This is a genomic window from Lacticaseibacillus kribbianus (assembly GCF_020180945.1).
Taxonomy (GTDB): domain Bacteria; phylum Bacillota; class Bacilli; order Lactobacillales; family Lactobacillaceae; genus Lacticaseibacillus; species Lacticaseibacillus kribbianus.
Genome location: NZ_JAIPUL010000003.1, coordinates 40,938 through 65,765 on the forward strand (window position 1 = coordinate 40,938; position 24,828 = coordinate 65,765).

The 24,828-nt window shown below is 65.6% G+C and carries 14 protein-coding genes and 1 pseudogene; 9 read left to right on the top strand and 6 right to left on the bottom strand.

What is annotated here, in order from left to right; all coding sequences use genetic code 11:
- The first annotated feature begins 26 nt into the window (after window positions 1-26).
- The 5 genes and pseudogenes from LE416_RS13165 to LE416_RS09510 all read left to right on the top strand — a co-directional run bounded on the left by LE416_RS13165 (window position 27) and on the right by LE416_RS09510 (window position 12,060).
- Complete coding sequence (locus LE416_RS13165) at window positions 27-6,209, top strand: S8 family serine peptidase (protein WP_274705065.1); 6,183 nt, start codon at window positions 27-29, stop codon at window positions 6,207-6,209.
- Window positions 6,210-6,542: 333 nt separating this feature from the next.
- Window positions 6,543-8,036 (top strand): annotated as a pseudogene (gene glpK / locus LE416_RS09495) (glycerol kinase GlpK); the annotation flags it as partial.
- A 149-nt stretch (window positions 8,037-8,185) separates the two neighbouring features.
- Window positions 8,186-10,027: a type 1 glycerol-3-phosphate oxidase gene (glpO, locus tag LE416_RS09500; protein ID WP_225048227.1), complete on the top strand. Its 1,842-nt coding sequence runs from the start codon at window positions 8,186-8,188 to the stop codon at window positions 10,025-10,027.
- An 8-nt stretch (window positions 10,028-10,035) separates the two neighbouring features.
- A complete protein-coding gene (locus LE416_RS09505; RefSeq protein ID WP_225048726.1) occupies window positions 10,036-10,740 on the top strand; it encodes an MIP/aquaporin family protein in 705 nt (234 codons plus the stop codon).
- 237 nt (window positions 10,741-10,977) lie between these two features.
- Window positions 10,978-12,060, top strand: coding sequence for an LPXTG cell wall anchor domain-containing protein (locus LE416_RS09510; RefSeq protein ID WP_225048228.1), 1,083 nt, complete (start codon window positions 10,978-10,980; stop codon window positions 12,058-12,060).
- Window positions 12,061-12,210: 150 nt separating this feature from the next.
- Here LE416_RS09510 and LE416_RS09515 read toward each other — a convergent pair whose 3' ends face one another.
- Complete coding sequence (locus LE416_RS09515; protein WP_225048229.1) at window positions 12,211-12,618, bottom strand: pyridoxamine 5'-phosphate oxidase family protein; 408 nt, start codon at window positions 12,616-12,618, stop codon at window positions 12,211-12,213.
- Window positions 12,619-12,771: 153 nt separating this feature from the next.
- Here LE416_RS09515 and glf point away from each other — a divergent pair, with 153 nt between their 5' ends.
- Window positions 12,772-13,881, top strand: coding sequence for a UDP-galactopyranose mutase (gene glf / locus LE416_RS09520; protein WP_225048230.1), 1,110 nt, complete (start codon window positions 12,772-12,774; stop codon window positions 13,879-13,881).
- Window positions 13,882-13,954: 73 nt separating this feature from the next.
- Here the strand turns inward: glf and LE416_RS09525 are convergent, their stop codons facing one another.
- The 4 genes from LE416_RS09525 to LE416_RS09540 all read right to left on the bottom strand — a co-directional run bounded on the left by LE416_RS09525 (window position 13,955) and on the right by LE416_RS09540 (window position 19,242).
- On the bottom strand, window positions 13,955-15,514 hold the full coding sequence (locus LE416_RS09525; RefSeq protein ID WP_225048231.1) for a single stranded DNA-binding domain-containing protein: 1,560 nt from the start codon (window positions 15,512-15,514) through the stop codon (window positions 13,955-13,957).
- 706 nt (window positions 15,515-16,220) lie between these two features.
- The gene (locus LE416_RS09530) at window positions 16,221-17,294 is read right to left on the bottom strand and encodes a PTS sugar transporter subunit IIC (RefSeq protein ID WP_225048232.1); all 1,074 of its coding nucleotides are present in this window, start codon (window positions 17,292-17,294) and stop codon (window positions 16,221-16,223) included.
- 13 nt (window positions 17,295-17,307) lie between these two features.
- The gene (locus tag LE416_RS09535; RefSeq protein WP_225048233.1) at window positions 17,308-18,246 is read right to left on the bottom strand and encodes a 2-dehydropantoate 2-reductase; all 939 of its coding nucleotides are present in this window, start codon (window positions 18,244-18,246) and stop codon (window positions 17,308-17,310) included.
- Between the two features lie 192 nt (window positions 18,247-18,438).
- Window positions 18,439-19,242, bottom strand: coding sequence for a helix-turn-helix transcriptional regulator (locus tag LE416_RS09540; RefSeq protein WP_225048234.1), 804 nt, complete (start codon window positions 19,240-19,242; stop codon window positions 18,439-18,441).
- A 125-nt stretch (window positions 19,243-19,367) separates the two neighbouring features.
- Between LE416_RS09540 and LE416_RS09545 the strand changes: the two genes are divergently transcribed.
- From LE416_RS09545 to LE416_RS09555, 3 genes are all read left to right on the top strand, one after another.
- Window positions 19,368-21,182 carry a beta-L-arabinofuranosidase domain-containing protein gene (locus LE416_RS09545; RefSeq protein ID WP_225048235.1) on the top strand — a complete coding sequence of 605 codons (1,815 nt, stop codon included), beginning with the start codon at window positions 19,368-19,370 and terminating at the stop codon, window positions 21,180-21,182.
- Window positions 21,183-21,519: 337 nt separating this feature from the next.
- Complete coding sequence (locus LE416_RS09550) at window positions 21,520-23,172, top strand: glycoside hydrolase family 38 N-terminal domain-containing protein (protein WP_225048236.1); 1,653 nt, start codon at window positions 21,520-21,522, stop codon at window positions 23,170-23,172.
- Entirely contained in the window at window positions 23,169-24,095 is a 927-nt protein-coding gene (locus LE416_RS09555; protein ID WP_225048237.1) for a hypothetical protein, read from the top strand. The genes LE416_RS09550 and LE416_RS09555 overlap by 4 nt, the downstream gene beginning before the upstream one ends.
- A gap of 5 nt (window positions 24,096-24,100) precedes the next feature.
- Here the strand turns inward: LE416_RS09555 and LE416_RS09560 are convergent, their stop codons facing one another.
- The gene (locus LE416_RS09560) at window positions 24,101-24,820 is read right to left on the bottom strand and encodes a GntR family transcriptional regulator (protein ID WP_225048238.1); all 720 of its coding nucleotides are present in this window, start codon (window positions 24,818-24,820) and stop codon (window positions 24,101-24,103) included.
- Window positions 24,821-24,828 lie beyond the last annotated feature (8 nt).

Here is a 24,828-nt window from a genome sequence, read left to right on the forward strand (position 1 = left end):
AACTAATTTTGTTCGGGGGAATTTCCATGAAGAAAACACACATTGCGACGCACCTTGCGATGACGGTGATGCTCCTGTCCTCGGTCGGGGCCAACACGCTGCCGCTCGCACAGGTAATCGCCGCGACCAGTGGCAAGTCAAGCAAGATCGACTCGGCCTCCAAGGCGGCGCTGCAAAAGGCCCTGAGTCAGGCGTCCACCACCAAGACCAGCAAGAACAACGACAAGTTCAAGGCGGCGATCAAGCAGCAGCTGGCCGCCACCGGCACGGACACCAGTGACCTCACCGCCAGCCAGATCGCCAACAAGGACGTCAAGATCATCGTCACGCTGAAAAAGGACGCGGCGATTGAAGACACGGGCCGCGCGGACGGCGACGCCGCGACCTCGGCGCAGATCAAGTCCGCCACGGACAAGGTGCTGGACGCCCAACAGACCACGCAGGACAAGGTCGAGGCGATCACCGGCAACAAGGTCAGCCAAGAGTACGGCTACCTGATCAACGGCTTTGCGATCAAGGCCTCGTTCAAGGACATCCAAAAGATCAAGGCCCTGCCGAAGGTCCAAAGCGTCTCGGTTCAAAGCCTGTACGAGAAGCAAGACGCCGCCGCCAATGAAACCGGCAACGTCGGCACCGCCTGGAACGCCGACTCCGAGCTGCCCAACGAAGGCGAGGGCACCGCGATTGCGATCATCGACACCGGGATCGATGCCAGCCACAAGGACCTCAAGCTCAGTGAGGAGGGCACGGCCAACGAGAAGTACACCAAGGCCGAGATGGCCGACCTGATCACGTCGAGCGGGACCAAGGGTACCTGGCTGTCCGACAAGGTGCCGTACTCCTTTGACTACGGCGACAACACCAACAAGATCTCCAAGGACAACGGCACCGGCGCGATGCACGGGATGCACGTCGCCGGGATCGCGGCGGCGGACGGCACCGCGGCCGACGACTCGGAGGAAGAAGACATCGACTACGTGCGCGGCGTGGCGCCGCAAGCGCAGCTCTTTAACATGAAGGTTTTCTCCAACTCCAACGGCGGCGGTGACTGGGACGAGGTCATCATCAAGGCGATTGAGGACTCCGTCGCGCTCGGCGCCGACGTCATCAACATGTCCCTCGGCGGCAAGGACGGCAACACCGACACCTCCGCGCCCGAGGAGGCGGCGGTCACCGCCGCCACCCAGGCCGGCGTCGTGGTCGCCGTGGCGTCCGGCAACTCCGGCTCCTCCGACTCGAGCAACGCCTCGTCGGACTCGGCCCTGAACAACACCAACGATAACGGCCAGCAGAGCAACCCCGGCCTGACCCCGTCGGCCATCACCGTCGCGTCCTCCGACAACACGATCACGGTCAACCGCCAAGTCGCCGTGGCCGACGCCTCCGGCAAGAACATTTTCTCCGCTGACTGGGCGCAGTTCTCCCTGAACAAGTCGCCGATCACCGAGTTCGCCGGCAAGTCCCTGTACTTCGCCAAAAACGGCGAGAACGGCCTGCCGGGCTACGGCGCGACGACCGACTTCGACAGCGGCGTGAAGGGTAAGATCGCCGTGGTCGCCCGCGGCAACAACCTGGACTTCACCGTCAAGCAGAAAAACGCCCTGATGGCCGGCGCGGCCGGCGTCATCATCATCGACAACCAGCCGGCCGACGACGGCACGGCCAGCGCCTTTTCCATCAGCGAGGGCATTCCGACCATCGCGCTGCACAACTCCGACGGCCTGGCCTTCCTGAAGGCCACCGGCTTCGACGGCGGCACGGACGGCGACTCGACCTACACCTTCTCGACCTCCCTGGCCAAAAAGGCGCAGGCGACCGGCGGCGAGATGTCCTACTTCAGCTCCATCGGCGCCTCCTCGACGCTGGACTTCAAGCCCGACATCACCGCGCCGGGCGGCGGCATCTGGTCGTTGGCCAACAACAACTCCTACCAGTCCATGAGCGGGACCTCGATGGCGACGCCTTACATCGCCGGCGCCTCCGCCCTGGTGGTCGAGGCCCTGAAGCACGAGGGGCTGTTCGGGGATGACGCCGCGGCCGCCGCGACGACGGACACCGAAGGCAAAACCATCAACGATCTGATCAACGACGCGATGAATAGCGGTCAAACGGCCGAGACGACCGACGACCAGATCCCGGCCTACGTCAAGACGCTTTTGATGAACACCGCGACGCCAAAGCTTGATTCTGATCACCCGAACGCCGACGGCAGTGCGGCCATCATCTCGCCGCGCCTCGCCGGGGCCGGCGAGGTCAACGTGGCGGGTGCGACCAAGTCCCTGGTCGTCGCCACCAGCGCCAACGCCGCGTCCATGCAGGGCTTCCTCGCGCTGCACGAGATTAACTCTAGCGTTAAGACGCTGGGCGTCACCCTGACCAACAACGGCAAGGCGGACGCGACCTACACCTTTGACGATTACGGTGGTGTCTACACCAACGGCAACAACGACACCGATTCCGCGCAGATGTACGACAAGCAGCTGTTCGGCGCGACCCTGGCCATCACCTCCGTCAACGGCGGCGATCTGAACACCAAGGGCACCACGCAGACCATCACCGTGCCGGCCGGTTCCGCCGCCACCGTCAACATTAAGATGACGCTGCCGCTGACGCCGACGCAGTCCTTCGTCGAAGGGTACCTGGGCTTTGACGCGGTCGGCGATACCGACGGCGTGACGAACCTGTCCGTGCCTTACATGGGCTACTACGGCTCGTGGAACAACGACTCCAACATGTTCGCCGACACCGCGACGGACAACACCAACCTCTTCCAGCAGAGCTACATCGGCTACTACGCCAACGGCGACACGACCGACGAGGACCAGTTCACCGCGTTTGGCCTGGACAGCGACGGCAACATTGTGGCGGACAACGTCGCGCTGTCGCCGGACTCCTCGATCAAAACGGCGACGGTGCACGCGACGCTGTACCGCAACGCCAAAGACATCCGCGGCCAGGTCTACACCAGCGACCCGACCAAGGACGCGAACGCCAAGCTTTTGCGGACCGTTTTCTACCAGGAGACGGCCTTCAAGTCCTTCGCGATGGAAAGCACCGGCGGCCAGTTCGCCCAGCTCGGCGCCGCGGCCACGTACGACCAGTCCAGCCTGAACGGCAACGCCTGGGACGGCTCGGCGACGATTAACGGCGAAACCGAAACCGTCAAGGATGGCCAGTACTACTACGTCATCTCCGCCTCCAACTGGGGCTCCGGCAACACCAACCCCGACGCCGAGCTGACGGCCGACGCCGGCGACACAACGGACACGGCGGTCACCACCAGCGACGTGTCGACGGCCGACAACGCCTTGAAGGGCAAGCACGTCACCGTGCTGCCGATCAAGGTCGACACGACCAAGCCGACCGCGACGATCGAACAGGACGGCCTGATTCAAAATGAGGACGGCTCCTACACCGTCAAGGCCAGCCTGAAGGACAACCTGTCCGGCCTGGCGACGACCGGCAAGCTGGCCGTCGCGGTCAACGGCGTGATCAACACCGTCGACTACACGCTGGACGACCCGACCAACGACCTCGAGCAGGACGTCACCATCGACCTGACCGCGGCCCAGGCGGCGGCGATCAACACCGACACCAAAAACGACATCCAGCTGGGCGTCTACGACAACGCCGACAACTACGGCGAGCAGGACAACTACCTGACCGTCACCAAGGCGGGCGCTGCCGCAGACGCCGACACCGCCAAGGACACCGGACTGTCGCTGTACGACCTGTACAACGGCGAGGTGATCAGCGGCAACGACAAGGATTACAGCGCCAACAACCTGGCCTTGCGCGGCGAGTACACCGGCAAGTCCCTGTACCTGAACGGCAAGGCGATCAAGCTCGGTGACGACGGCAGCTTCGCGCAGACCGTCGCGGTGCCGACGGACGGCAAGTGGGTCTTCACGACCGACGCCGCCGGCACGGACATCATCCGCACCGTCGAAACCACGAACAAGACCACGCCTGAGTCCGTTTTGACCCTCGACAACGACGAGATCGAAACCAGCGACAACAAGGTCGAGGTCACCGGTAAGATCTCCAACCCGGAGAACGTGGCCAAAATCACCTACACGGTCGGCTTGGGCACGGACCTGTCCTTCGACTCCGTCCTGAGCGGCCTGAGCTCGGCTTTGACCGGTGCGGCGACGAAGACCGACATCACCACCGACATGGCGGCTGATGGCACCTTCGACGCCAGCCTGCCGACTAGCTACGGCACCTTCAGCCTGAACATCACGGTCACCGACAAGGACGGCAATTCCAGCATGGTCACCGCCCAGGTTGCCTCGTACGGCGACACCGATTTTGCCACCGACCCGCAGAAGCTGATCACCTCGACCGACGGCGCCAAGTTCGACACGCCGAACGTCGTCACCTCCGCCAACTTCGGCGGCCTGGCCGTGATCCTGATGCTCGCGTCGGGCGCCAACTACGCCTCGCAGGCAGATGACGGCACCGGCACCATCAAGATCGCCGGCCGCCTGAACGCGCCGGTCGACCACTTCTACCTCAACGACGTGGACATCATCGCCGACGCCAAGGCCAAGGGCGACACCACCGAGTACAACCCGGAGACCCGGGCGTTCTCAGTCACCCTCGACAAAATCGACCTGACCCAAAACCAGGAGATCAAGGTGCCGGCCATCGCCACCAACGACGTGACCGACGGCTCCGGCGACTACGCCGGCGACACCACCCAAAAGATCATCACCAGCGGCTCCTACGACTTCCTGATCGACGCCACCGCGCCGAACGTGAAGTTGGACAAGGCCAAGGGTGACATCTACACCAACCAGGCGACCTACAAGCTGACCGGGACCTACGACATGGCCGCAAGCTACGTGCTGAAGATCAACAACGACGTGATCGACGCCCAGCAGATGGGCTCCGCGCTTTTGAACACCGGCGCGACCGACACCACGACGCAAAAGACCTTCACCTACGAGTACCCGCTGACGGTCGGCGCCAACTCGATGAACGTCACCCTGTACGACCAGCTGAACAACAGCAACACCACGACGTTCAAGGTTTACTACTACGACGCCAAGCTGAACCAGCCGACCATCAGCCAGGACACCACGGCCCTGACCGATGGCAGCGTCAAAATCACCGCCACGGCCGGTGCGGCCCTGGACGGCGCGCCGACCAACGAGAAGCGCACCGTTCAGTACAGCACGGACGGCGGCAAGACCTGGACCACGCTCAACGGCAGCCTGACCACCACGCAAAACGCCAAGCTGCAGTTCCGCACCGCCGACCAGTACGGCAACACCTCCGACCCAGTTGAAGGGGATGTGACCAACATCGCCAAGGACGTCGCCGCGGAGGCCACCGCGAACGTGACCTACAGTGACGACGGCACCAAGGCGACCCTGACGGCCGGCTACGATCAGGACCTGACCGAGGCCCAAAAGGCGGCCACGCACCTGCAGTACAGCACGGACGGCGGCCAGACCTGGCAGGATTACACCGCCCCGGTCACCATCGACCGGTCCGGTGACGTCCTGGTTCGCACCGAAGACGACCTCGGCCACACCGGCACGCCGGTCAAGGCCACGATCCAGCTGAAGGCCGCAAACACCGGGACCGAAACCGGCAGCGGCAGCGAAACCGGCACCGAAACCGGCGACGGTAGCGAAAGCGGCAGCGGCACCGAAACCGGCGACGGTAACGAAACCGGCAGCGGCACCGAAACCGGCGACGGTAACGAAACCGGCAGCGGCAGCGAAACCGGCAGCGGCAGCGAAACCGGGACCGAGACCGGCGACGGTAACGAAACCGGCAGCGGCACCGAAACCGGCAGCGGTAGCGAAACTGGCAGCAAGACCGGCAGCGAAACCGGCACCACGACCGGGACCGCAACGGGCACCCCGAACGGCGACGCGATCGGCACCACGACCGGGACCGACGACGGCACGACAACCGGCAGCACCACCGGCACCACAACCGGGACCACCGCCGGCACGACCGGCAGCGCCGCAACCACCATCGCCGACGGCACCGGCGTCGCGCAGACCGGCACCGCGGCCGGCGCAACCACCGGCACGACGACGCAGACCGCGGCCGGCTCGACCGGCAGCAAGAGTTCTGCACTGCCGCAGACCGGCGAGAAGGTCGCCGTCAACGTTGCGGTGATGGGGATCGTGATGGCGGCCGGCGCCGCCATCGCAGGCCTGTTCGGCTTCAAGCGCAAGCGGGACTAGCGGCACTCGTACCACCAGTACGACCAGTCCCCGCAGCAGCTGATTCACCCGTACCACCCAGAGAAGACCTGGTTTCACCGCATGACGGTGAGGCCAGGTCTTTTTGGCGTGCCCGGCGGCGTGCGGCGCTTTTGTTCTCATTATTCTAATCGTTGTGTAATTGGTTGTGCGAAACCTAAAACCCGTACCAGTCAACCGGTTTAACTGATATCGGACGTGCAAAATGTAACAGCAGACAATTTAATTATGAGAGTTGCGCCGAATCGGTTTACCCGGCGAATTGCAACCGCTATCACGAAGCCATACCAAGATGATTCTCAAGGAGGAATAAAGATGGCAGACCAACAGTACATCCTCGCCATTGACGAGGGGACCACCAGCACGCGGGCGCTGATCATCGACCACGCCGGGGCCATCGTCGCCGATGCGCAGCGCGAGTTTCCGCAGTACTTTCCGCAGCCGGGGTGGGTGGAGCACAACGCCAACGAGATCTGGAACGCGGTGCTGTCCACGATCGCGACGGCCTTCATCAACAGCGGGATCCAGCCGCGGCAGATCGCCAGCGTCGGCATCACCAACCAGCGCGAAACCACGGTGGTGTGGGACAAGCAGACCGGGTTGCCGATTCACAACGCGGTGGTCTGGCAGTCGCGCCAGACCAGCCCCATCGCCGACGCGCTGAAGGCGGCCGGGCACGGCGAGCTGATCCACGACCACACCGGGCTTTTGATCGACGCCTACTTCTCGGCGACCAAAATCCGCTGGATCCTGGACCAGGTGCCGGGCGCGCAGGAACGCGCCGAGGCCGGCGAGCTGCTGTTCGGCACGATCGACACCTGGATCGCCTGGAAGCTGTCCGGCGGCGCGATTCACGTGACGGATTACACCAACGCGAGCCGCACGATGCTGTTCAACATCCACACGCTGGCGTGGGACGACGAGATTCTCGCGCTTTTGAACATTCCCAAGGCGATGCTGCCGGCGGTGCGCGGCAACTCCGAGGTCTACGGGCAGACCGCGGCGTACCATTTTTACGGCAGCAGCGTGCCGATCGCGGGCATGGCGGGCGACCAGCAAAGCGCGCTGTTCGGCCAGCTGGCCCTTGAGTCCGGCATGGTCAAAAACACGTACGGCACCGGCTCGTTCATCGTGATGAACACCGGCGAGCAGCCGACCATGTCGACGCACAACCTGCTGACGACCATCGGCTACGGCATCAACGGGAAAGTGACCTACGCCCTGGAGGGGTCCGTGTTCGTTGCCGGCAGTGCGATCCAGTGGCTGCGCGACGCGATGGAGCTGGTGCAGTCGGCGCCGGACTCGCAGCGCGCGGCGGAGGCCTCCAAGAGCGGCGACGAGGTATACGTCGTGCCGGCGTTCACCGGCCTGGGCGCGCCCTACTGGGAGTCGGACGCCCGCGGCGCGGTGTTCGGCCTGACGCGCGGCACCACGCGCAACGACTTCATCAAGGCCACCCTGCAGTCTTTGGCCTACCAGAGCCGCGACGTGGTGGAGACGATGGTCAAGGACACGCACATCGCCATTCCCGCGCTGCGCGTCGATGGCGGCGCCGCGCGCAACGACTACCTGATGCAGTTCCAGGCGGACATCCTGGGCACATCGGTCGAGCGCGCGGCCAACCTGGAGACGACGGCGATGGGCGCCGCATTCCTGGCCGGGCTGGCCGTCGGGTTCTGGCAGGACACCGACGAGCTCAAGCGGCTGACCGGCGTCGGCAAGCGCTTCGAGCCGGCGATGGCGGAAGGCCGCCGCGCGCAGCTCTACGCCGGCTGGCAGCGGGCGATCGCGGCGACCATCGCGTTCAAGCCGACCGAACCGATGACCGGGGCGGCCGCAGCCACGACCGCGCCGGCGCCGGCGACTGAAACCACGACCGCGGCGGTCAGCGAAACCGCAGCCGAGACCGCGGCCGTCACCGAGCAGTTGGATTAGGATTCACAAGAGGAGGAGACACCATGGCATTTTCACAAGCAACACGCAAGCAGACCATTGAGCAGCTCAAGCAGACCCCGCTGGACCTTCTGATCATCGGCGGCGGCATCACCGGCGCCGGGGTGGCGATTCAGGCGGCGGCCAGCGGGATCAAGACCGGCCTGATCGAGATGCAGGACTTCGCGGAGGGCACGTCCTCGCGGTCCACGAAGCTGGTGCACGGCGGCATCCGCTACCTCAAGACGTTCGACGTCGGCGTGGTCAGCGACACCGTCAAGGAGCGCGCCGTGGTGCAGGGCATCGCGCCGCACATCCCGCGGCCGTTCCCGATGCTGATGCCGATTTACGCGGAGCCCGAGGCGACCTACGACATGTTCTCGGTCAAAATCGCGATGGACCTGTACGATCGGCTGGCCGGCGTCGACGGCACCCAGTACGCCAACTACACGATTGACAAAAAGGAGGTGCTCCAGCGCGAGCCCGGCCTGCGCGCCGAGAACCTGCTGGGCGGCGGCGTGTACCTCGACTTCGTGAACAACGACGCGCGCCTGGTGATTGAAAACGTCAAGGAGGCCGCCGAGCTCGGCGCCCTGGCCGCCAGCCGCGTCAAGGCAATCGGCGTGCTGCACGACGAGACCGGCCGCGCCGTGGGCATCAAGGCCCAGGACGTGCTGTCCGGCGAGACCTTCGAGATTCGCGCCAAAATCGTGATCAACACCACCGGGCCGTGGGTGGACAAGCTGCGCGCGGTTGACGCCAAGCTCGACCACCGGCCGCAGCTGCGGCCGACCAAGGGCGTGCACCTGGTGATCGACGAAGCCAAGCTCAGCGTGCCGCAGCCGACGTACTTCGACTCCGGGGCCAACGACGGGCGGATGATTTTCGTCGTGCCGCGCGAGGGCAAGACGTACTTTGGCACCACCGACACCGACTTCACCGGCGACTACCAGCACCCGACGGTCACCCAAGACGACACCGACTACCTGCTGGCGGCGATCAACCACCGCTACCCGGATGCCGGCGTTACGCTTAGCGACATCGAGGCCAGCTGGGTCGGGCTGCGGCCGCTGATTGCGGCCAACGGCAGCTCCGATTACAACGGCGGCGGCGCCAACGCCGGCAAGGTCTCGGACGCAAGCTTCCAGAACCTGATCGACACCGTCGACCGCTACGAGGACCAGCAGGCGGACCGTGCGGCGGTCGAGCAGGCGATCAGCAAGCTCAAGACGGCGCACGCGGAGGACACCCTCAAGCCGTCGCAGGTCTCCCGCGGCTCGTCGCTTGAGACCGAGCAAGACGGCCTGATCACGCTGGCCGGCGGCAAAATCACGGACTACCGCAAGATGGCGGCCGGGGCGCTGGCGCTGATTCGCCGCATTCTGGCGGACGACTTCCAGCAGGCCACCAAGGGCGTCGACTCCAAAAAGCTGCAGGTCTCCGGGGGGCATTTTGACCCGACGAACGTCGAAGAGACGCTGAAGTTCTACGGCCGCGTCGCGCAGGACGCCGGCATTCCGGCGGCCGAGGCCGAAGACCTCGCCAACCGCTTCGGCAGCAACACCGGGCGCGTGGTGACCTACGTCGCAGGCGGCGCGGCCGCGGGCCTGACGCTGAAGGAAAGCGCCGAGCTGCGCTACGCCGTCAGCGAGGAGATGGCGCTGACGCCGGTCGACTTCCTGCTGCGGCGCACCAACGCCATCCTGTTCCACGCGGACACGCTGGCCCGGCTGAAGCAGCCCGTGATCGACGAGATGGCGCGGCTTTTGGACTGGGATGCCGCGACCAAGGTAGCACGGACCGCCGAGCTGGAGCAGACGATTGCCGAAAGCCAGCTTTCGGCCCTGAAGGGGGAGGTGGGCGCATGACAACGACTGTGATGACCCAAGCACTCGGTGAATTCATCGGCACGCTGATCCTGGTCCTCCTGGGCGACGGCGTGGTGGCCGGGGTGTCGCTAAACAAGTCCAAGGCCCAGGGCGCGGGCTGGCTCGCGATTGCGCTGGGCTGGGGTCTGGCGGTGACGCTCGGCGTCTACTCCGCCGCGTTCCTCGGCCCGGCCCACCTGAACCCGGCCGTCACCCTGGCGTTCGCGTTTGCCGGCCGCTTCCCGTGGGCCAGCGTGGCGCCGTTCATCGCCGCGCAGATGCTCGGCGCGTTCCTCGGCGCCGCCCTGGTGTGGCTGCAGTACCTGCCGCACTGGCGCGAGACCGAGGACCAGGCCGCGATTCTCGGCACCTTCGCAACCGCGCCGGCGATCCGCAGCCCGCTGGCCAACTTTTTCTCCGAGGCCCTCGGCACGGCGGTGTTGACCTTCATGCTGCTGGCCTTCACCAAGGGCAAGTGGACGGCCGGCCTGGCCCCGATCGGCGTCGGCGCGCTGATCACGGCGATCGGCTTCTCGCTGGGCGGCACCACCGGCTACGCGATCAACCCGGCGCGTGATCTCGGCCCGCGCATCGCCCACGCGGTGCTGCCGATCGCCGGCAAGGGCGACTCCGACTGGGGCTACGCCTGGATCCCGGTGGTCGGGCCGGTGGTCGGCGGCACAATCGGGGCGCTGCTGTTCAACCTGATCTGATCATGAAAAAATAAATGGTGCCGCCCCTGCAGATTGCTGCAGGGGCGGCCTTTTTGATGGCGTTTAAGAGGGGACACACCGGATTTTCGCGCGACGCCTATTAAAAATTAATTCAATGAGAACCCGACCGTGTTATGCTGGGCTACATTAACTCGCATAAGTTTGTTTGTAACACGGCGACGGTTGACTCGGAAACGCATTCAATTGATTCACCGATTCAATCAGAAGGGGGAACTCATGGTTCGTTTCAACACGTTAGCACTCGCTGTTCTGGTGTCCGGCAGCTTCGGCGCCGCGGGAGCCAGCACCGCGCACGCCGCCACGACGACCGCGCCGGTGGCGGGCACGTCAGCAATCGCTTCGGCGGCCGCGACCGCAACCGGCACCACGGCGGCCGCGACAGACGGCACCGAGGCGACCGGCGCGGCCGCACAGGTGGCGCCGGCCCTGGACATCAACAACATCGAGCTGTGGCTGGAGGGCGAACGGCTGGTGCAGTCGGGCGTCAACACCGTCGTGGCCGATCACCTGTACCACGGGGAGGCGCTTTTGAGCTACTCCGGCGCCGGCGCCACGCTGCCGCTTTCGGCCCTGCAGCTGACGTCCAACAACCCCAATGTTGTCATCGAAACCGGTGAGGGAACGCTGGTCACCGGGGCCGACGGCGTCACCCGGATCAGCCTGCCGTACACCTTGGTCGTTCACGGGGAGGTCGGGCCCAACCCAATCGTGGTCAGCATCGGCATTCAGCGCACGGACGGCGGTGTGGTGCACGGCACCAGCCAGGGGCAAAGCTTCATCATCGGCTCGACCGAGCCCGGCGACGGGGACGGCGGCGACACCGGGAACCCGGGTGACGGGGACGAGGGCAACCCGGAGGACCCGGGTGACGGGGACGGCGGCAACACCGAGAACCCGGGTGACGGAGACGCCGGCAACCCGGAGGACCCGGGCGACGGTGACGCCGGCAACCCGGAGGACCCGGGCGATGGTGACGCCGGTAACCCGGAGGACCCGGGCGACGGTGACGCCGGCACCCCGGAGAAACCCGGCGACGGCAACGAAGGCAACCCGGAGAAGCCGAGTGACGGCGACGAGTCGGCGACCGAGACGCCCGCTGATTCGAGCACCCCGAGCAAGCCGACGACGCCAGGTGTTGCGCACCCGGTTGCCGAGCGGCCGACCGCTACGCACGACACCGCGCGGCAGCTGCCACAGACCGGCGAGCGGAAGGCGCCAGTGCTGGTGCTGGCCGGGCTGGTGCTGGTGGCGCTGAGCGTCGCAGTGGGCGCCTCACAGCGCTGGCGCAAGGACGCGTAGGCCGCCGCGCTCTGCGGTGGGGCGCACCGGTGAGGGCCGGCGCAATCCGGTGAACTGACGCGCGGCCGACAATTTTGGCACGACGAAAATAAGCCACCCCACGAACCCGAGTGTCTGGGTTTGCGGGGTGGCTTGTGTTTTAAGAATCGGCTAGAAGGTGAGCGTGTCGTCGTTCACCAGCGCCGTGGTGAAGGTGGCCGCGTACACGTGCATCGCCGCGCGGGCCTCCGGTGTGAAGCGGGCGAAGCTCGGGTACTTGGCGTCCATGGCGGTGAAAAAGGCGTCGCGGTCGGTGGCGGCGGTCACCTTCGCCCCGGTCACGCGCACGGTCTGGAAGTTGACCGGGCTGGTTTCGAACGACACGACCGGGTTGGCCGCAATTTCGGCCACCTTGTCGGCGGTCGGTGCCGTGCCGAAGAACAGCACGTTCGGCTGGGCGGCGTCGTGCGCGAAGAAGACGAACCGCACGCTCGGCGTGTGCCCCGCGGTGGTTTCCGTGGCCAGCGCGATCATTTCCGCGTCGGTCATCAGCTGGTTGAACGTCTCTTGAGTTGACATGGTGAGGACTTCCTTTTCTTTGAGTTGCCCCCAGTATAACGCGTTGGCCGGCCCGGCGACAGGCCCCGGGGGATATGGCGTGTTTCACGTGAAACCCTTATAATGGTGAGGATGCGGCGCGGCGGCGCCACCACGGAAGCGAGGAGTCTGGATATGAAAATTTTGATTGTGGGCGCCGGTCTTTACGGCGCCGTCAGCGCCCGCGAGCTCGCGGCGGCCGGCCACCAGGTGACGGTGATCGACAAGCGCGCACACATCGCCGGCAACGTCTACACGGAGGACGTCGCCGGCATCCAGGTGCACCGCTTCGGCGCGCACATTTTTCACACGGCGGACGCCGCGGTCTGGCAGTATGTGCAGCAGTTCGCAGACTTCAACCGCTTTACTAACGAGGTGATCGCCAACTACAAGGGCGAGCTGTACAACCTGCCGTTCAACATGAACACCTTCAACCGCATGTGGGGCGTGACCACGCCGGCGGAGGCCGAAGCCAAAATCGCGGCGCAGCGGGCCGTGCTCGGCGGCAAAACGCCGGCCAACCTCGAGGAGCAGGCGATCTCCCTGGTCGGCACCGACATCTACGAGAAACTCGTGAAGGACTACACGGCCAAGCAGTGGGGCCAGGCCCCGCGCGACCTGCCGGCGTTCATCATCCGCCGGCTGCCGGTGCGCTTCACCTTCGACAACAATTACTTCAACGACCCGTACCAAGGCATTCCAATCGGCGGCTACACCGCGATGGTGGCCAAAATGTTGGCGGCACCGAACATTACCGTGACGCTGAACACCGACTTTTTCGCGCGCCGCGACGCCTACCTGGCCGAGTTCGACCGCGTGGTGTTCACCGGGGCCATCGACCAGTTCTGCGACTACCGCTTCGGCGCCCTGGCCTACCGCTCGCTGCGCTTTGAGACCGAGGTCCTGGACCGCGACAACTTCCAGGGCAACGCCGTGATCAACTACACGGACGCCGAGACGCCGTTCACGCGCATCATCGAGCACAAGTTCTTCGACCCCGCAAACAGCTTGCCGGGCCACACGGTGATCACGCACGAGTACCCGCAGGACTGGGTCCCGGGCGCCGAGCCCTACTACCCGGTCAACACGCCGGCGACCGCCGCGCTGCTCGCGCGCTACCAGGCGTTCGCCGCCGCGACCTACCCGCAGGTCCGCTTCGGCGGCCGGCTGGGGGCGTACCGCTACTACAACATGGATCAGGTGATCGCCGCGGCGCTGGCCGCGCTGCCGGCGGTCACGGCATAGACACATTGGACTGGGCAGCCGGCAATTACGGCTGCTTTTTATATTGGATTATTCATTCAGGCCGGCCAGAACCTTATGACCCGGTATTAAAATCCTGCTGCACCGCGGCGGCCGCGTTGGCCCGCCAGCGGGTGAACAGGGCGTGGCGGTAGGCGGCGTCCGGCAGCCGGGTTGCGTCGACGGCCAGAAGCGGCATCATCACGCCGTCCTCCGGTGCGGTGTTGGACGTGATGTCGGCCAGCACCCACGTCGGTGCCGTCAGCGTGGTCAGGCGCGCGGTGAAGGCCGTCCACGCGGCCTGCTGCCGGTCGGCCAGCTGTGGATCCGGGGTTGAAGTCAGCGCCGCCAGCTGCCTGCAGTAGGCGGCAAAGCTAAGGCGGCCGGCGATCAGCCGCGCGGTCAGCTGGCGGTAGGCTGCAAGCCGCGGTGCGCCGGTGGCGGCGAGGTGGCGGTCGATGGCCTGCTGCAGGCGGTGGGCGAGGCGGTCCTGCGCGCGGCGCAGCGCCGCCTGCCGGTTCGGTGCCACGACCCGCACCAGCCGCAGCGTGCCGGTGTAGGTCGCGCGCTGCCCCAGCGACGGCTGCAGCCGAATCAGCGCGGCGTCGAACGCCAGCGCGGTCGGCCAGGCGCCGTTGAATTCCAGCACCGACTCTTGGCCCGCGGCCTTTTTCCGGGTGTGCCTAGTCGCCGGTGCCGCGGGCGGCTCGTCCGGCGGCTCGACCTGTTCCACCGCCGCGGCCAGGGCGTCCAGCGGGTGCACCGCGCCCGCGGCGTCGACGGTCAACAGCGTGGTGGCGGCGGTGAGGGTGGCGAGGAGCTGCGCGCGGACGGGGGGCGGGGCGGGCGTGCGCACAACGACCGGCTTGGGCGCAACCTGAGTGGCGGCTTCGCGCGGGACTGGAGGGGGCACATCCATCGGTAGCGGGTGCGCCGCCGTGGTTTGCCGCGCGATGGCTGTCAGCAGTTCTGCGCGGTAATCAGGACTGGCCAGACGGTTGCGATTGATGCGGACGCCGCGGGTTGGTCCGGGTTTTAGCTGGAGCGTTCGTTGCTGCAGTGGACCGTCAATCAGGGGGTGCTCGGGGGCGAGGCGCTTCGTAGCTGCATAAAGGTCCTGCATGGTGGCTGATTGCTGGCGCTGAAGCTGGATCAGCTGCTCGCGTTGGGAAGCGCTCAGTTGCGGTGCCCGCTGAACGGCAGCTGTTTGCAGTTGGCTCAGGGTTAGCGTGCCGGCCTCGTAGGCGTTAAGGAGGCGCATGAAAAAGCGGCGCGACGCGCTTTGCGGCAGAATGTTCAGCCAGCGCCGCATGTCCAGCGCAATCGCGGCCTGCGCACGGTGCACGAGCTGTGTAATCGCGGCGTACTGCTGGCGGCCGCGGTACTCGTAGCGGAACTTGAGTTGACCACTCACCTGCAGCCGATCGCCTACCTGCCAAAGGTAGCCGAGCGGCGCATCGCCGGGCGAAAACGCGAAGTAGCCGTAGACCGGGGTGAAGTGAAACGGGCTGCCGTCGGGAAGGGTCAGGGTGTCGATTGAGACGGCCAGGAGCGCGGAGCGCGTCATTTTGAATGAGCTGTCCAGCAAGGCACCCGTAAAAGTGCCGATGATGGTGACGGAGAGACGTGGCGCCATGAGCCCACCTGCTTTCCTTTTTCCGCTAGTATAGCGGCAAACGCGAAGAATGTAACGTAATCTGTCCGGGATCCGACGTTATTTAATGCGAATATTTCTAAAAATGGTATATGGTTTAAATTACGCAAAAGACTGCCTGTAATGCCAAAAAATCGGTGGAATTTTGACCATAGCCCAAAACTGGTATCGCCGAGTTAAAACGCTTGACGGGAAATTTAACCGGTGGTATGATGCCCTCAGATGATTATCTTAGGGCGGGACGGCAGCTCAAAGCCAAGGCTGTTGCAGTAGTCACCACCCGGGGAACGGTCAGCGGTTCGCACCGCTAGTACCCCACCCTTACCAAGTCGCAGTGTATCGCCACACGACTTTCAAGTGAGATCGCTTTAGTGTAACTCCCGGTATTAGTTGAGGGAGACACCAGGGACAAAGACTTCCATCCCACAGCCGCACCCAGTCGGCGCCAACTCGCATTGCGAGGCAGCCGCGGAGCCGACGAGACCGTGGGCTTGTTCCACCGTGTCATCGCAAGACCCAGTGCGATGGCTCACCTCAGGATTCGCAATCACAGCAGGAAAGCGCCAGAGCCACCGCGTCGAACAAGCGCGGTGGCTTCAGCGCGGCCATCAAACATCAGTCACTGCAGGCACACGAAAAGCCCGCGCCCCAGTTTTGTGGGGTGCGGGCTTATTTGCGTCTGCCTAGGCTAGCCGAGGTAGGCGAAGACCTCTTTTTCGTCGTAGATGTGAAGCATCTTCTCGTACACGAGGCGCGAGGCCAGACCGGCCGCAATCGGGATGACGAACCAGACCAGCAGTGCAATCAGCACGTTCAGGCCGGCGTTCATCGAAGCCAGCGGACCGACCAGACCGACCAGGCCGAATCCGGCGCTGGCCGGGGTGCCCAGCACGTTGAGCAGGGCAACCGGCACCGCCGAGATGACCGCGGTGGTCAGAATCGGCAGCAGGATGATCGGGTGGCGGAACAGGTTGGGAATCATCAGCTTCATCGCGCCCAGGCCGACGGCGATGGTGACGCCGGACTTATTCGTGCGCCAGGAGTGGATGACCAGGACCACGGTGGTCACCGCCACGCCCATGGCCGCCGCACCGGCAGACAGGCCGTTGAGCTGAATCGCCATGCCGATCGCCACGGTGGAGATCGGGGTGATGATCAGCATCGCGAACATGCAGGTGATCAGGATGCACATCAGGACGGGCTGCAGGGTGGTGAAGGAGTTGATCAGGTTACCGATCCAGGTGGTGATCTTGGCGACGTAAGGCAGGATCAGGAAGCCGATCCAGCCGGCGCCGGCGCCGACCACGATCGGGGACAGCACGATTTTGACCGAGCCGAACTTGTCGCCGATCCACAGGGTCAGCCCGACGGCCAAGGCCGCGGTGATCATGGTGTTGATCAGGTCCCCGGTGCCTGAGGAGACGTAGATGCCGGCCGCCTTGGTGGCCGGGTTGATGGCCGCGCCGTTGAACTGCGTGACCCCGGCGCCGACGTACGCGGCACCGGCGACAATCGCCATGTCCAGCGGGCCAAGGCCGAACTGCAGGGCAATCAGCGCGCCGATCAGAAGCGGGGTCGCGCACTGGAACACGACGACCACGTGGGTCAACGACAGCGCGATGGCATTTTGGCCGAACAGCTTGAGAATCGCGGCCAAAACGGCGTTGGGGATCAGCCCGACGATGATGCCGGTCGCAGTCCCGGCCAGCACCTTGTTGAAGAACTCCTTAGGGGAAATTGTTGCTTTTTTCACATCAGCCATAGTGGTTTGCCTCCTATTTGGCCCCGACGAGCTGTTCCTTGGCGTGAATCAGCTGGGTCAAAAGGGCGCAGTACGGCGTCGCGATGCCGTAGCGCTGGCCCTTCTGCCAGACCGCGCCGTTGATGAAGTCGATCTCGGTGGCGCGGTGGTTCACGATCAGGTCCTGGTACATGGACGGGTAGTGCGCGGCGATGGCGGCCGTGAAGGTCTGCGCAATGTGCGTGTAGACCTCGGCCTCATCCAGCGTGACGCCTTCGTGGGCCGCAACCTGCGCGAACTCGGCGATGATCGCCTTGAGCAGGGCCTCGGCCTCGGCGGTTGCGCCGAGCTCGCCGATGTTGCAGTCCAAAATGCTGCACAGGCTGTTCAGCGTGCCGTTGACGCAGGCCTTGCGCCAGATGGCGTACTTCACGTTTTCGCTGTACTTGGGGTTGAGCCCCGCGGCGGCGAAGGCGGAAACGACTTCCTTGGTGAAGGCCAGCCCGGCCGGCGCGAAGTTCTGCAGCTCGACCTCGCCCTCACCGAGCAGGGTGACGTGGCCCGGGCCGGTCATGCCGGCGGTCCACATGGTGATGCCGAGGATCAGGTGATCGGCGGCGACGAATTCCTGCAGGATGTCCTCGTGGCCGATGCCGTTGAGCAGGCACAGCACGTAGGTGTCGGGCCCGATGATCGGGCGCACCTGCTCGAACATCGCCTTGAGCTGGTTGGACTTGGTGAAGGCGATGATCAGCTCCGCCTTTTCCCCCAGCTGGTCGATCTCGGCCGGGGCGTAGATTGGCAGGTGAACCGTGACGGGCTCGCCGTTGAACTCCGCCTGCAGCCCGTCCTTGCGAATCGCGTCGATGTTTTGCTGCCAGCCGTCGACGAGCGTGACGTCGTTTTCGGCCTTGTGGAGCATGAGCGCAAAGCGGCTTCCCATGCCGCCGGCGCCTAAAATGGTAATCTTCATGATGGTGCCTCCTTGCTGTGAATAATTGCACATTACGCCCCAAGTATATCGATTCGTTCGTTATTTCACAAGAAGATGCCGGTGAGAAAATCGTGGCAAACAGTCTTATTTAGTTAAGATAAATCACAACTGGGAAAACAATATTGATGTTATTGAATTTGTGCGCGGATGACCGCTCGCGAAGACAAAGGCTCACCCCCGCGGCTGCCGGTAGCGTGATGGTGCGCTGCCGGTCACCTGCGCGAAGCGACGCGCCAGGTAGTTGCCGCTGGGGTAGCCGACCTGGCGCGCGATCGCGTCGACGGTCTGATCGGTGCTGGCCAAAAGCGCCTTGGCGTGCGTCAGCCGGATGCGAGTCAGCGCTGCGTCCGGCGTCTCGTGCAGCACCGCCAGCATGCAGCGGGTGATGTAGCCCGGCGCATAGTTCAGCGCCTGCGCAAGCGTGCGATACGTGATGGGCTGCGCAAAGTTGGCCTCCAGGTAGCGGCTGGCCGCCGCGGCGACGCGCTGCGCCGCCGTCTGCGTGGGGGTCGCGGCGCGCGCCAGGGCGAGCAGCAGCGTGTGGAAGGTGACCTGCGACTCGAGCTGCGCCGCGGCATCCGTGCGAATCGCCAGCGCAATCAGGCGGTCCAACAGCGGCGCGGTGACGCTCAGGTCGACCGGCTGCGCCTGCGGCAGGCGCAAAAGCGCCGGCCCAGTGCCGGCTTCGGTGTGCCACCCGGCGGCCGGCAGGAAGTGCAGCCAGTAAAAGGCGGTGGTGGTCGTCACCGGCCGCCCCGCATGCGCCCCCACCGGCGGCAGCAGCAGGGCGGTGCCGGCCGCCGCCGTGATGGCCACGCCGCCGACGGACATCGGCAGCGCGCCCTGCGTCACCACCAGCAGGTCGAACACCCCGAGGTCGCGCCGGCTGGGGTGCGCACGGCCCGGGGCGTAGGTGTCGCGGCTGGCGAAGTGGAAAACAGGCAGGGCGGGCCCTGCAAAGTGAAAGCTGATCATGGCGACCTCCAAGGGTGAGATTAGGCAGCATCAGGGTGATATCGGCTAGCGCTTGTGAAACCGCTAACGACTATGCTGGAACCAGCTTAACACAGCACATCACGCGTTCAAAGGAGCAGAGGACAATGACAGAGACAGGGTTACATCCGGCAATGCAGAAGCTGCCGCTCGGGGCGATTCACCCGCGCGGCTGGCTGAAGGAACAGCTGAAAATTCAGGCGGCCGGGCTGACCGGACAGCTTTTTGACCACTGGCCGGACGTCGGCCCGGACAGCGGCTGGCTCGGCGGTTCCGGCGAAAGCTGGGAGCGCGGGCCGTACTACCTGGACGGCCTGCTGCCCTTGGCCTACCTGCTGGACGATGAGGCGCTGAAGGCGCGCGCCACCGCGTTCGTCGACTGGGCGCTGGCCAGCCAGCAGCCGGACGGCAGCTTCGGCCCGGCCGACAACGACGACTGGTGGCCACGCATGGTGATGCTCAAGGTGCTGATCCAGCACGCCGAGGCGACCGAAGACCCGCGCGTGGTGCCGTTTTTGCAGCGCTACTTCGCCTACCAGCTGACGGCGCTGCCGGCGCGGCCGCTCGAGGGCTGGGGCCAGGCGCGCGGCGGCGAGAACGTGCTGTGCGTGCTGTGGCTGTACCAGCGGACCCAGGACCCCGCGCTGCTAGACCTGATTCACCTGCTGCAGGCGCAGACGCTGGATTGGGCCGAGACCTTCACCCACTTCCCGTTCACGCGCTACGTGCACGAGTGGGACCACCGCAGCCACGTGGTCAACGTCGCGATGGCGCTGAAGTACCTCGGGCAGGACGCGGTGATCACCGATCCCGTCAAGTTCCGTGACGCACTTCACCAGGCGCTCACCGTGCTGGACCAGTTCCACGGCCAGCTCAACGGGATGTTCACCGGCGACGAGTGGCTGGCCGGCACCAGCCCCAGCCAGGGCACCGAGCTGTGCGCCGTGGTCGAGCTGATGTTTTCGCTTGAAAACCTGCTGATGACCCTGGGCGACGCCGCGTTCGGCGACCGGCTGGAGCTGGTGGCCTACAACGCACTGCCGGCGGCGATCGCGCCGGACTGGGGCTCACACCAGTACGATCAGCAGGTCAACCAGGTGATGTGCACCCAGGCCGCCCGCAACTGGACGCAAAACGGCCCGGACGCGAACCTGTTTGGGCTGGAGCCGCATTTTGGCTGCTGCACCGCCAACATGCACCAGGGCTGGCCGAAGTTCGTGCAGCACCTGTGGCTGACCTCAGACCGGCTGGGGCTGACCGCGATCTCCTACGCGCCTTGTGAGGTTGTGAGCCCGCACCTGTGCGTGACCGTGCAAGGCGACTACCCGTTCAAAAACCGCGTGACGCTGCAGCTTCAGGGCGACGGCACGCGCCAGCGCCTGAGCCTGCGCATTCCGGCCTGGGCGGACGCGGTCACGGCGACCCTGGACGGCGCGCCGCTTGACCTGACCGTCGCCGATGGGTACGCGACGCTCGAGCGGGAATGGGGCGAGGCGACGCTGACGCTGGCCTTCGCCGCGACCGTCACCTTCGTTCACCGGCCGCAAAACGCGACCGGGGTGCGCTACGGCGCGCTGCTGTTCGCGCTGCCGATCGCGACGACCTGGGTGCCGCACGGCGAGCACGACACGCTCAAGGACTGGGAGCTTTGGCCGCACAGCCGCTGGCAGTACGGCATCGTCCCGCGGTCGCTGGGCGTGACCGAGCACGCGGTCGCCGCCCAGCCGTTTGATCCGGCCAACCCGCCGGTCACCGTGGCCGTCACCGGGCGGGGGCTTTTGACCTGGGGGTTGGTCGGCAACTCGGCGGCCGAGCCGCCGCTGTCGCCGGTGCCCACCACGGAGCCTTTGGAGCCGCTGACGCTGATTCCGTACGGCGCGGCCAAGCTGCGCATCGCGGAGCTGCCGACGGTCGCGGACTAGGCGCCGGTCGGCCGGTTCCGCGCCGGCACGAGAACTGGAGGCTGGGCCATAAGTCGCACTTAGCCCAGAGTACAAGGCGGCCACCGCGTGTTTCCCGAACTTAGGAAACGCGTGGTGGCCGCCTTGTGCGCGTGGGCGAAGACTCTCGGCCCGCGACTGCGATGTAACTTTCGTGCGCAATCCGGGCTGGCCGATTTATGGCCAGCCCTCTTTTTGGCGCGGTGAGCCAATCCGCCGCCGACCGCGTCGCACCGGCGCTGCATAAGAGCCTGCAGCGGGCGGCGCAACCGGCTATACTGAAGAGGACGGCTAATGAAACCGATTACGGAGGTGCCTCATGAAAACCTTGTACTTAATCAATCATTCACACACAGACATTGGCTACACCGCGCGGCAGGAGGACATCGCCGGCTACCACGCCGACTACATTCGCCAGGTGCTGGCCATCGTCGCCGACCTGACCGCAAAGGGGCGCGAGAACGAGTTCGTCTGGACCTGTGAGAACTTCTGGCAGGTGCAAAACTTCTGGCAGGACGCAACCATGGCGGAGCGGGCAGCGTTTTTGGCGGCGGTCGAGGCGGGGCACATCGACGTGTCGCTGAACTACCTCAACATGACCGAGCTGGTCGACACGGACGCGCTCAACCACAGCCTGGCGCGCGGGCGGCGCTTCGCCAACCAGCTGAAGCGGCGGCTCGACTCGGCGATGACCGCGGATGTGAACGGTTTTGCATGGACCTACGCTGAGCAACTGCTGAACAATGGCGTCGAGAACCTGTTCACCTGCATCCACGGCCACCACGGGCTGTACCCGCTGTACAAGAATCAGACGGCCTTTTGGTGGGAGACGCAGGACAACCGGCGGCTTCTGGTGTGGAGCGGCGAGCACTACCAGATCGGCAACGAGTTCGGTCTGATGCCGGATGCGCCGGGCAGCTACTCGATTCAAGACCAGTTCTCGCAGGCGCCGGACAGCGACTGGCAGCAGGTCGCGCACACGCGGCTGACCAAGTACTTCGCGGCGCTTGAGGCGAGCGGCTACCCGTACGATTTCGCGCCGGCGATGGTGTCGGGGATGTCAACGGACAACGCCGGTCCCAACGCGGCCGTGGTCGACCGCATCGCGGCCTGGAACGCGCAGCACGGGGAGGAAATTCGCGTGCAGATGGTCGGCGTCACCGGCTTTTTCGAGGTGCTGCGCAAAACGGGCGTGGCGGAGCTTGCGACCTACCGCGGCGACTGGAACGACTGGTGGGCGGACGGCGTGGGCTCGACGCCCGGCGCCACCAAGCTCTACCGCGCGGCGCAGCGCCAGTACCAGCTCGCGCTTAGGCTGACCGCGGCCGAGGAAGCGGACGCGGCGGCCTCGGGTGAGGTCGGCGACGACCGCGCCGGCGCGCCGGATGGGGCCGCGGGCAGCGCGCAGGACCCGGCCGCAACCGCCGGCACCACGCCGGGGCTGACCGCACCCGCGCCGCTTGGCCCCGGCGCGCCCGCCTTTTGCGACCCGCACGCGCCCGCCGCGCTGAGCGCCGCCGAAAGCCAGCTGATGCTTTTTGCCGAGCACACCTGGGGCTACCACAGCTCCGTGTCCGAGCCGTGGGCGACGATGGTCAACGAGCTGGAGTACCGCAAGGCCAACTACGCGGTGTCGGCGGGGATGACCGTCAACACGTTCCTCAACAAGCTGACCGCGGCGCGCTTCGGCCGCGTCTGGCCGCGGGCCGCGCGCCACAAGACCTACAAGGTGGTCAACCCGCACGACCGCGCCGTCGCCCTGCCGGTGCGCCTGGCGCTTGCGTACTGGGAGACGCTGGGCGGCAAGCGCCTGAGTTCGGCCGACCTGCCGTTCATCGAGGCCTACGATCTGGACACGGGCGCCCTTTACCCGCGCCAGGTCACAAAGGCCGCCTCCGGCTACGAGGTGGCGGTGGTGGTGCGCTGGAGCCGCACGAGACCCGGCGGCTGGGGCTGCGGTTGGGTGATGTGAATCACGAGACAAGCAACTACCGCTACGTCAACTTCGTCCAGGGCGCCGAGGGCGTGCAGGACATCGCCTACCCGGGCAAGCCCAACGAGCTGACCGTCAGCACCGATGCCTTCCTCTGCCTGCTGGACCCGACGCGCGGCGTGAAGACCCTGATCGACAAGGCGACGGGCAAAAACCTGCTGCGGGAGTCGGCGGCGCCGCTGTTTGCCGGCGTCTACGAGGTCACGCCGATCAAGTCCGACCCGTGTTCCGAGCGCCGCCGCATGGGCCGCAACCGCAAGGGCAAGGGCGTGCAGCGCGACGTTGCCCGCCTGACGGATATCAGAAGCATCGCGGACGGGGCCGTTTTCCAGACCATCGCGCTGGACTACGCGCTGGCCGGGACCAAGCGCTACGAAGTGGAGCTGACCTTCTACAAGCACGCGCCGCAGATCACGGCGACCGTCCGCATCCAAAAGGACAACGAGTGGGCGCCAGAGAACCTGTACGTGGCGCTGCCGCTGGCCGCGCAGGGCGACCTGTACGCCGAAAAGGGCGACCGGCTGTTCCGTCCCGCAATCGATCAGCTACCCGGCACCAACACCGAGTTTTACCTGCTCAACTCGGGGCTGTTGTACCGCCAGCCCAGCGGCCACGCGCTGGGGCTGTGCCTCAAGGACACGCCGCTGATCACGCTCGGCGACTTGGACCCGCACCCGATCACGCTGGCCGGGCCGCAGACGGCAAAGAAAAACCAGGCGCCGCTGTACGCCTGGGTGATGAACAACTTCTGGGAGACCAACTTCAAGGTGGACCTGTCCGGCTTCTACGAGTTCAGCTTCGACCTGTTCACGCAGTCGCGCACCGAGTCGCTGGAAGACGCGCACCAGGCCCTGGTCGCGCAAAACCTCGGGGTTGTGACCCTGGTCACGAACGAGGGCTGATTCACTCAGTCGGTGAAGTCCAGCACAAGCCGGTAGCGGGCAGCGACGTAGTAACAGTCGCTGTACTCGCGGTAGGCCGGCGCTGCGGCCACCAGGCGTTCGCGCCGCAGAAGCGGGGTGCCGGCGGCAAAGGCCGGGGCGCTCGGCCCGGCGGTGGTCGCGGTGATTACCTCGCGCTGCACCACCGGCTCGATGCCGTGGCGCGCGAGGAAGGCGTAAAAGGACTTCTTCGTCTGGATGAAGCGGCTGATGTCGGCGCTGGCCAGGGCCGGCGCGACGAAGTAGGTCTGAAACACCGCGACCAGCCCCGCGTTGTCGAACACGCGCCGCGTCAGGAGCGTGACCGCGGTTCCCAGCGGTAGCGCGAGCATTTCGGCGCAGCGCAGGTCGGCCAGGACCCGGGTCAGGTCGGCCTGTTGCTGCTTGTGGTCCTCGAACACCTCGGCGATGGCCAGTCGTTGCGGTCGAATCAGCGTCTGGTTCGGGGCCGGCTGCGTCCGGGCGTTGGCGACCCGGGGAGCGTGGCCAGGCACCTTGACCAACAGCTGCTCCGAAAGCAGCTGCGCAATCGCCTTGCGAATCGTGATGCGGCTGACCGCATACTGCGCCGCCAGCGCCTCCTCGGTGGGCAGGGCGGCCTGCTCCGGCCAGCGACCGCTTGCGATTTGACGGCGAAAATCGGCCGCCACCTGCTGATACAGCGGGGCGTTGTCTGCCTTGTTCATCAGCGTCA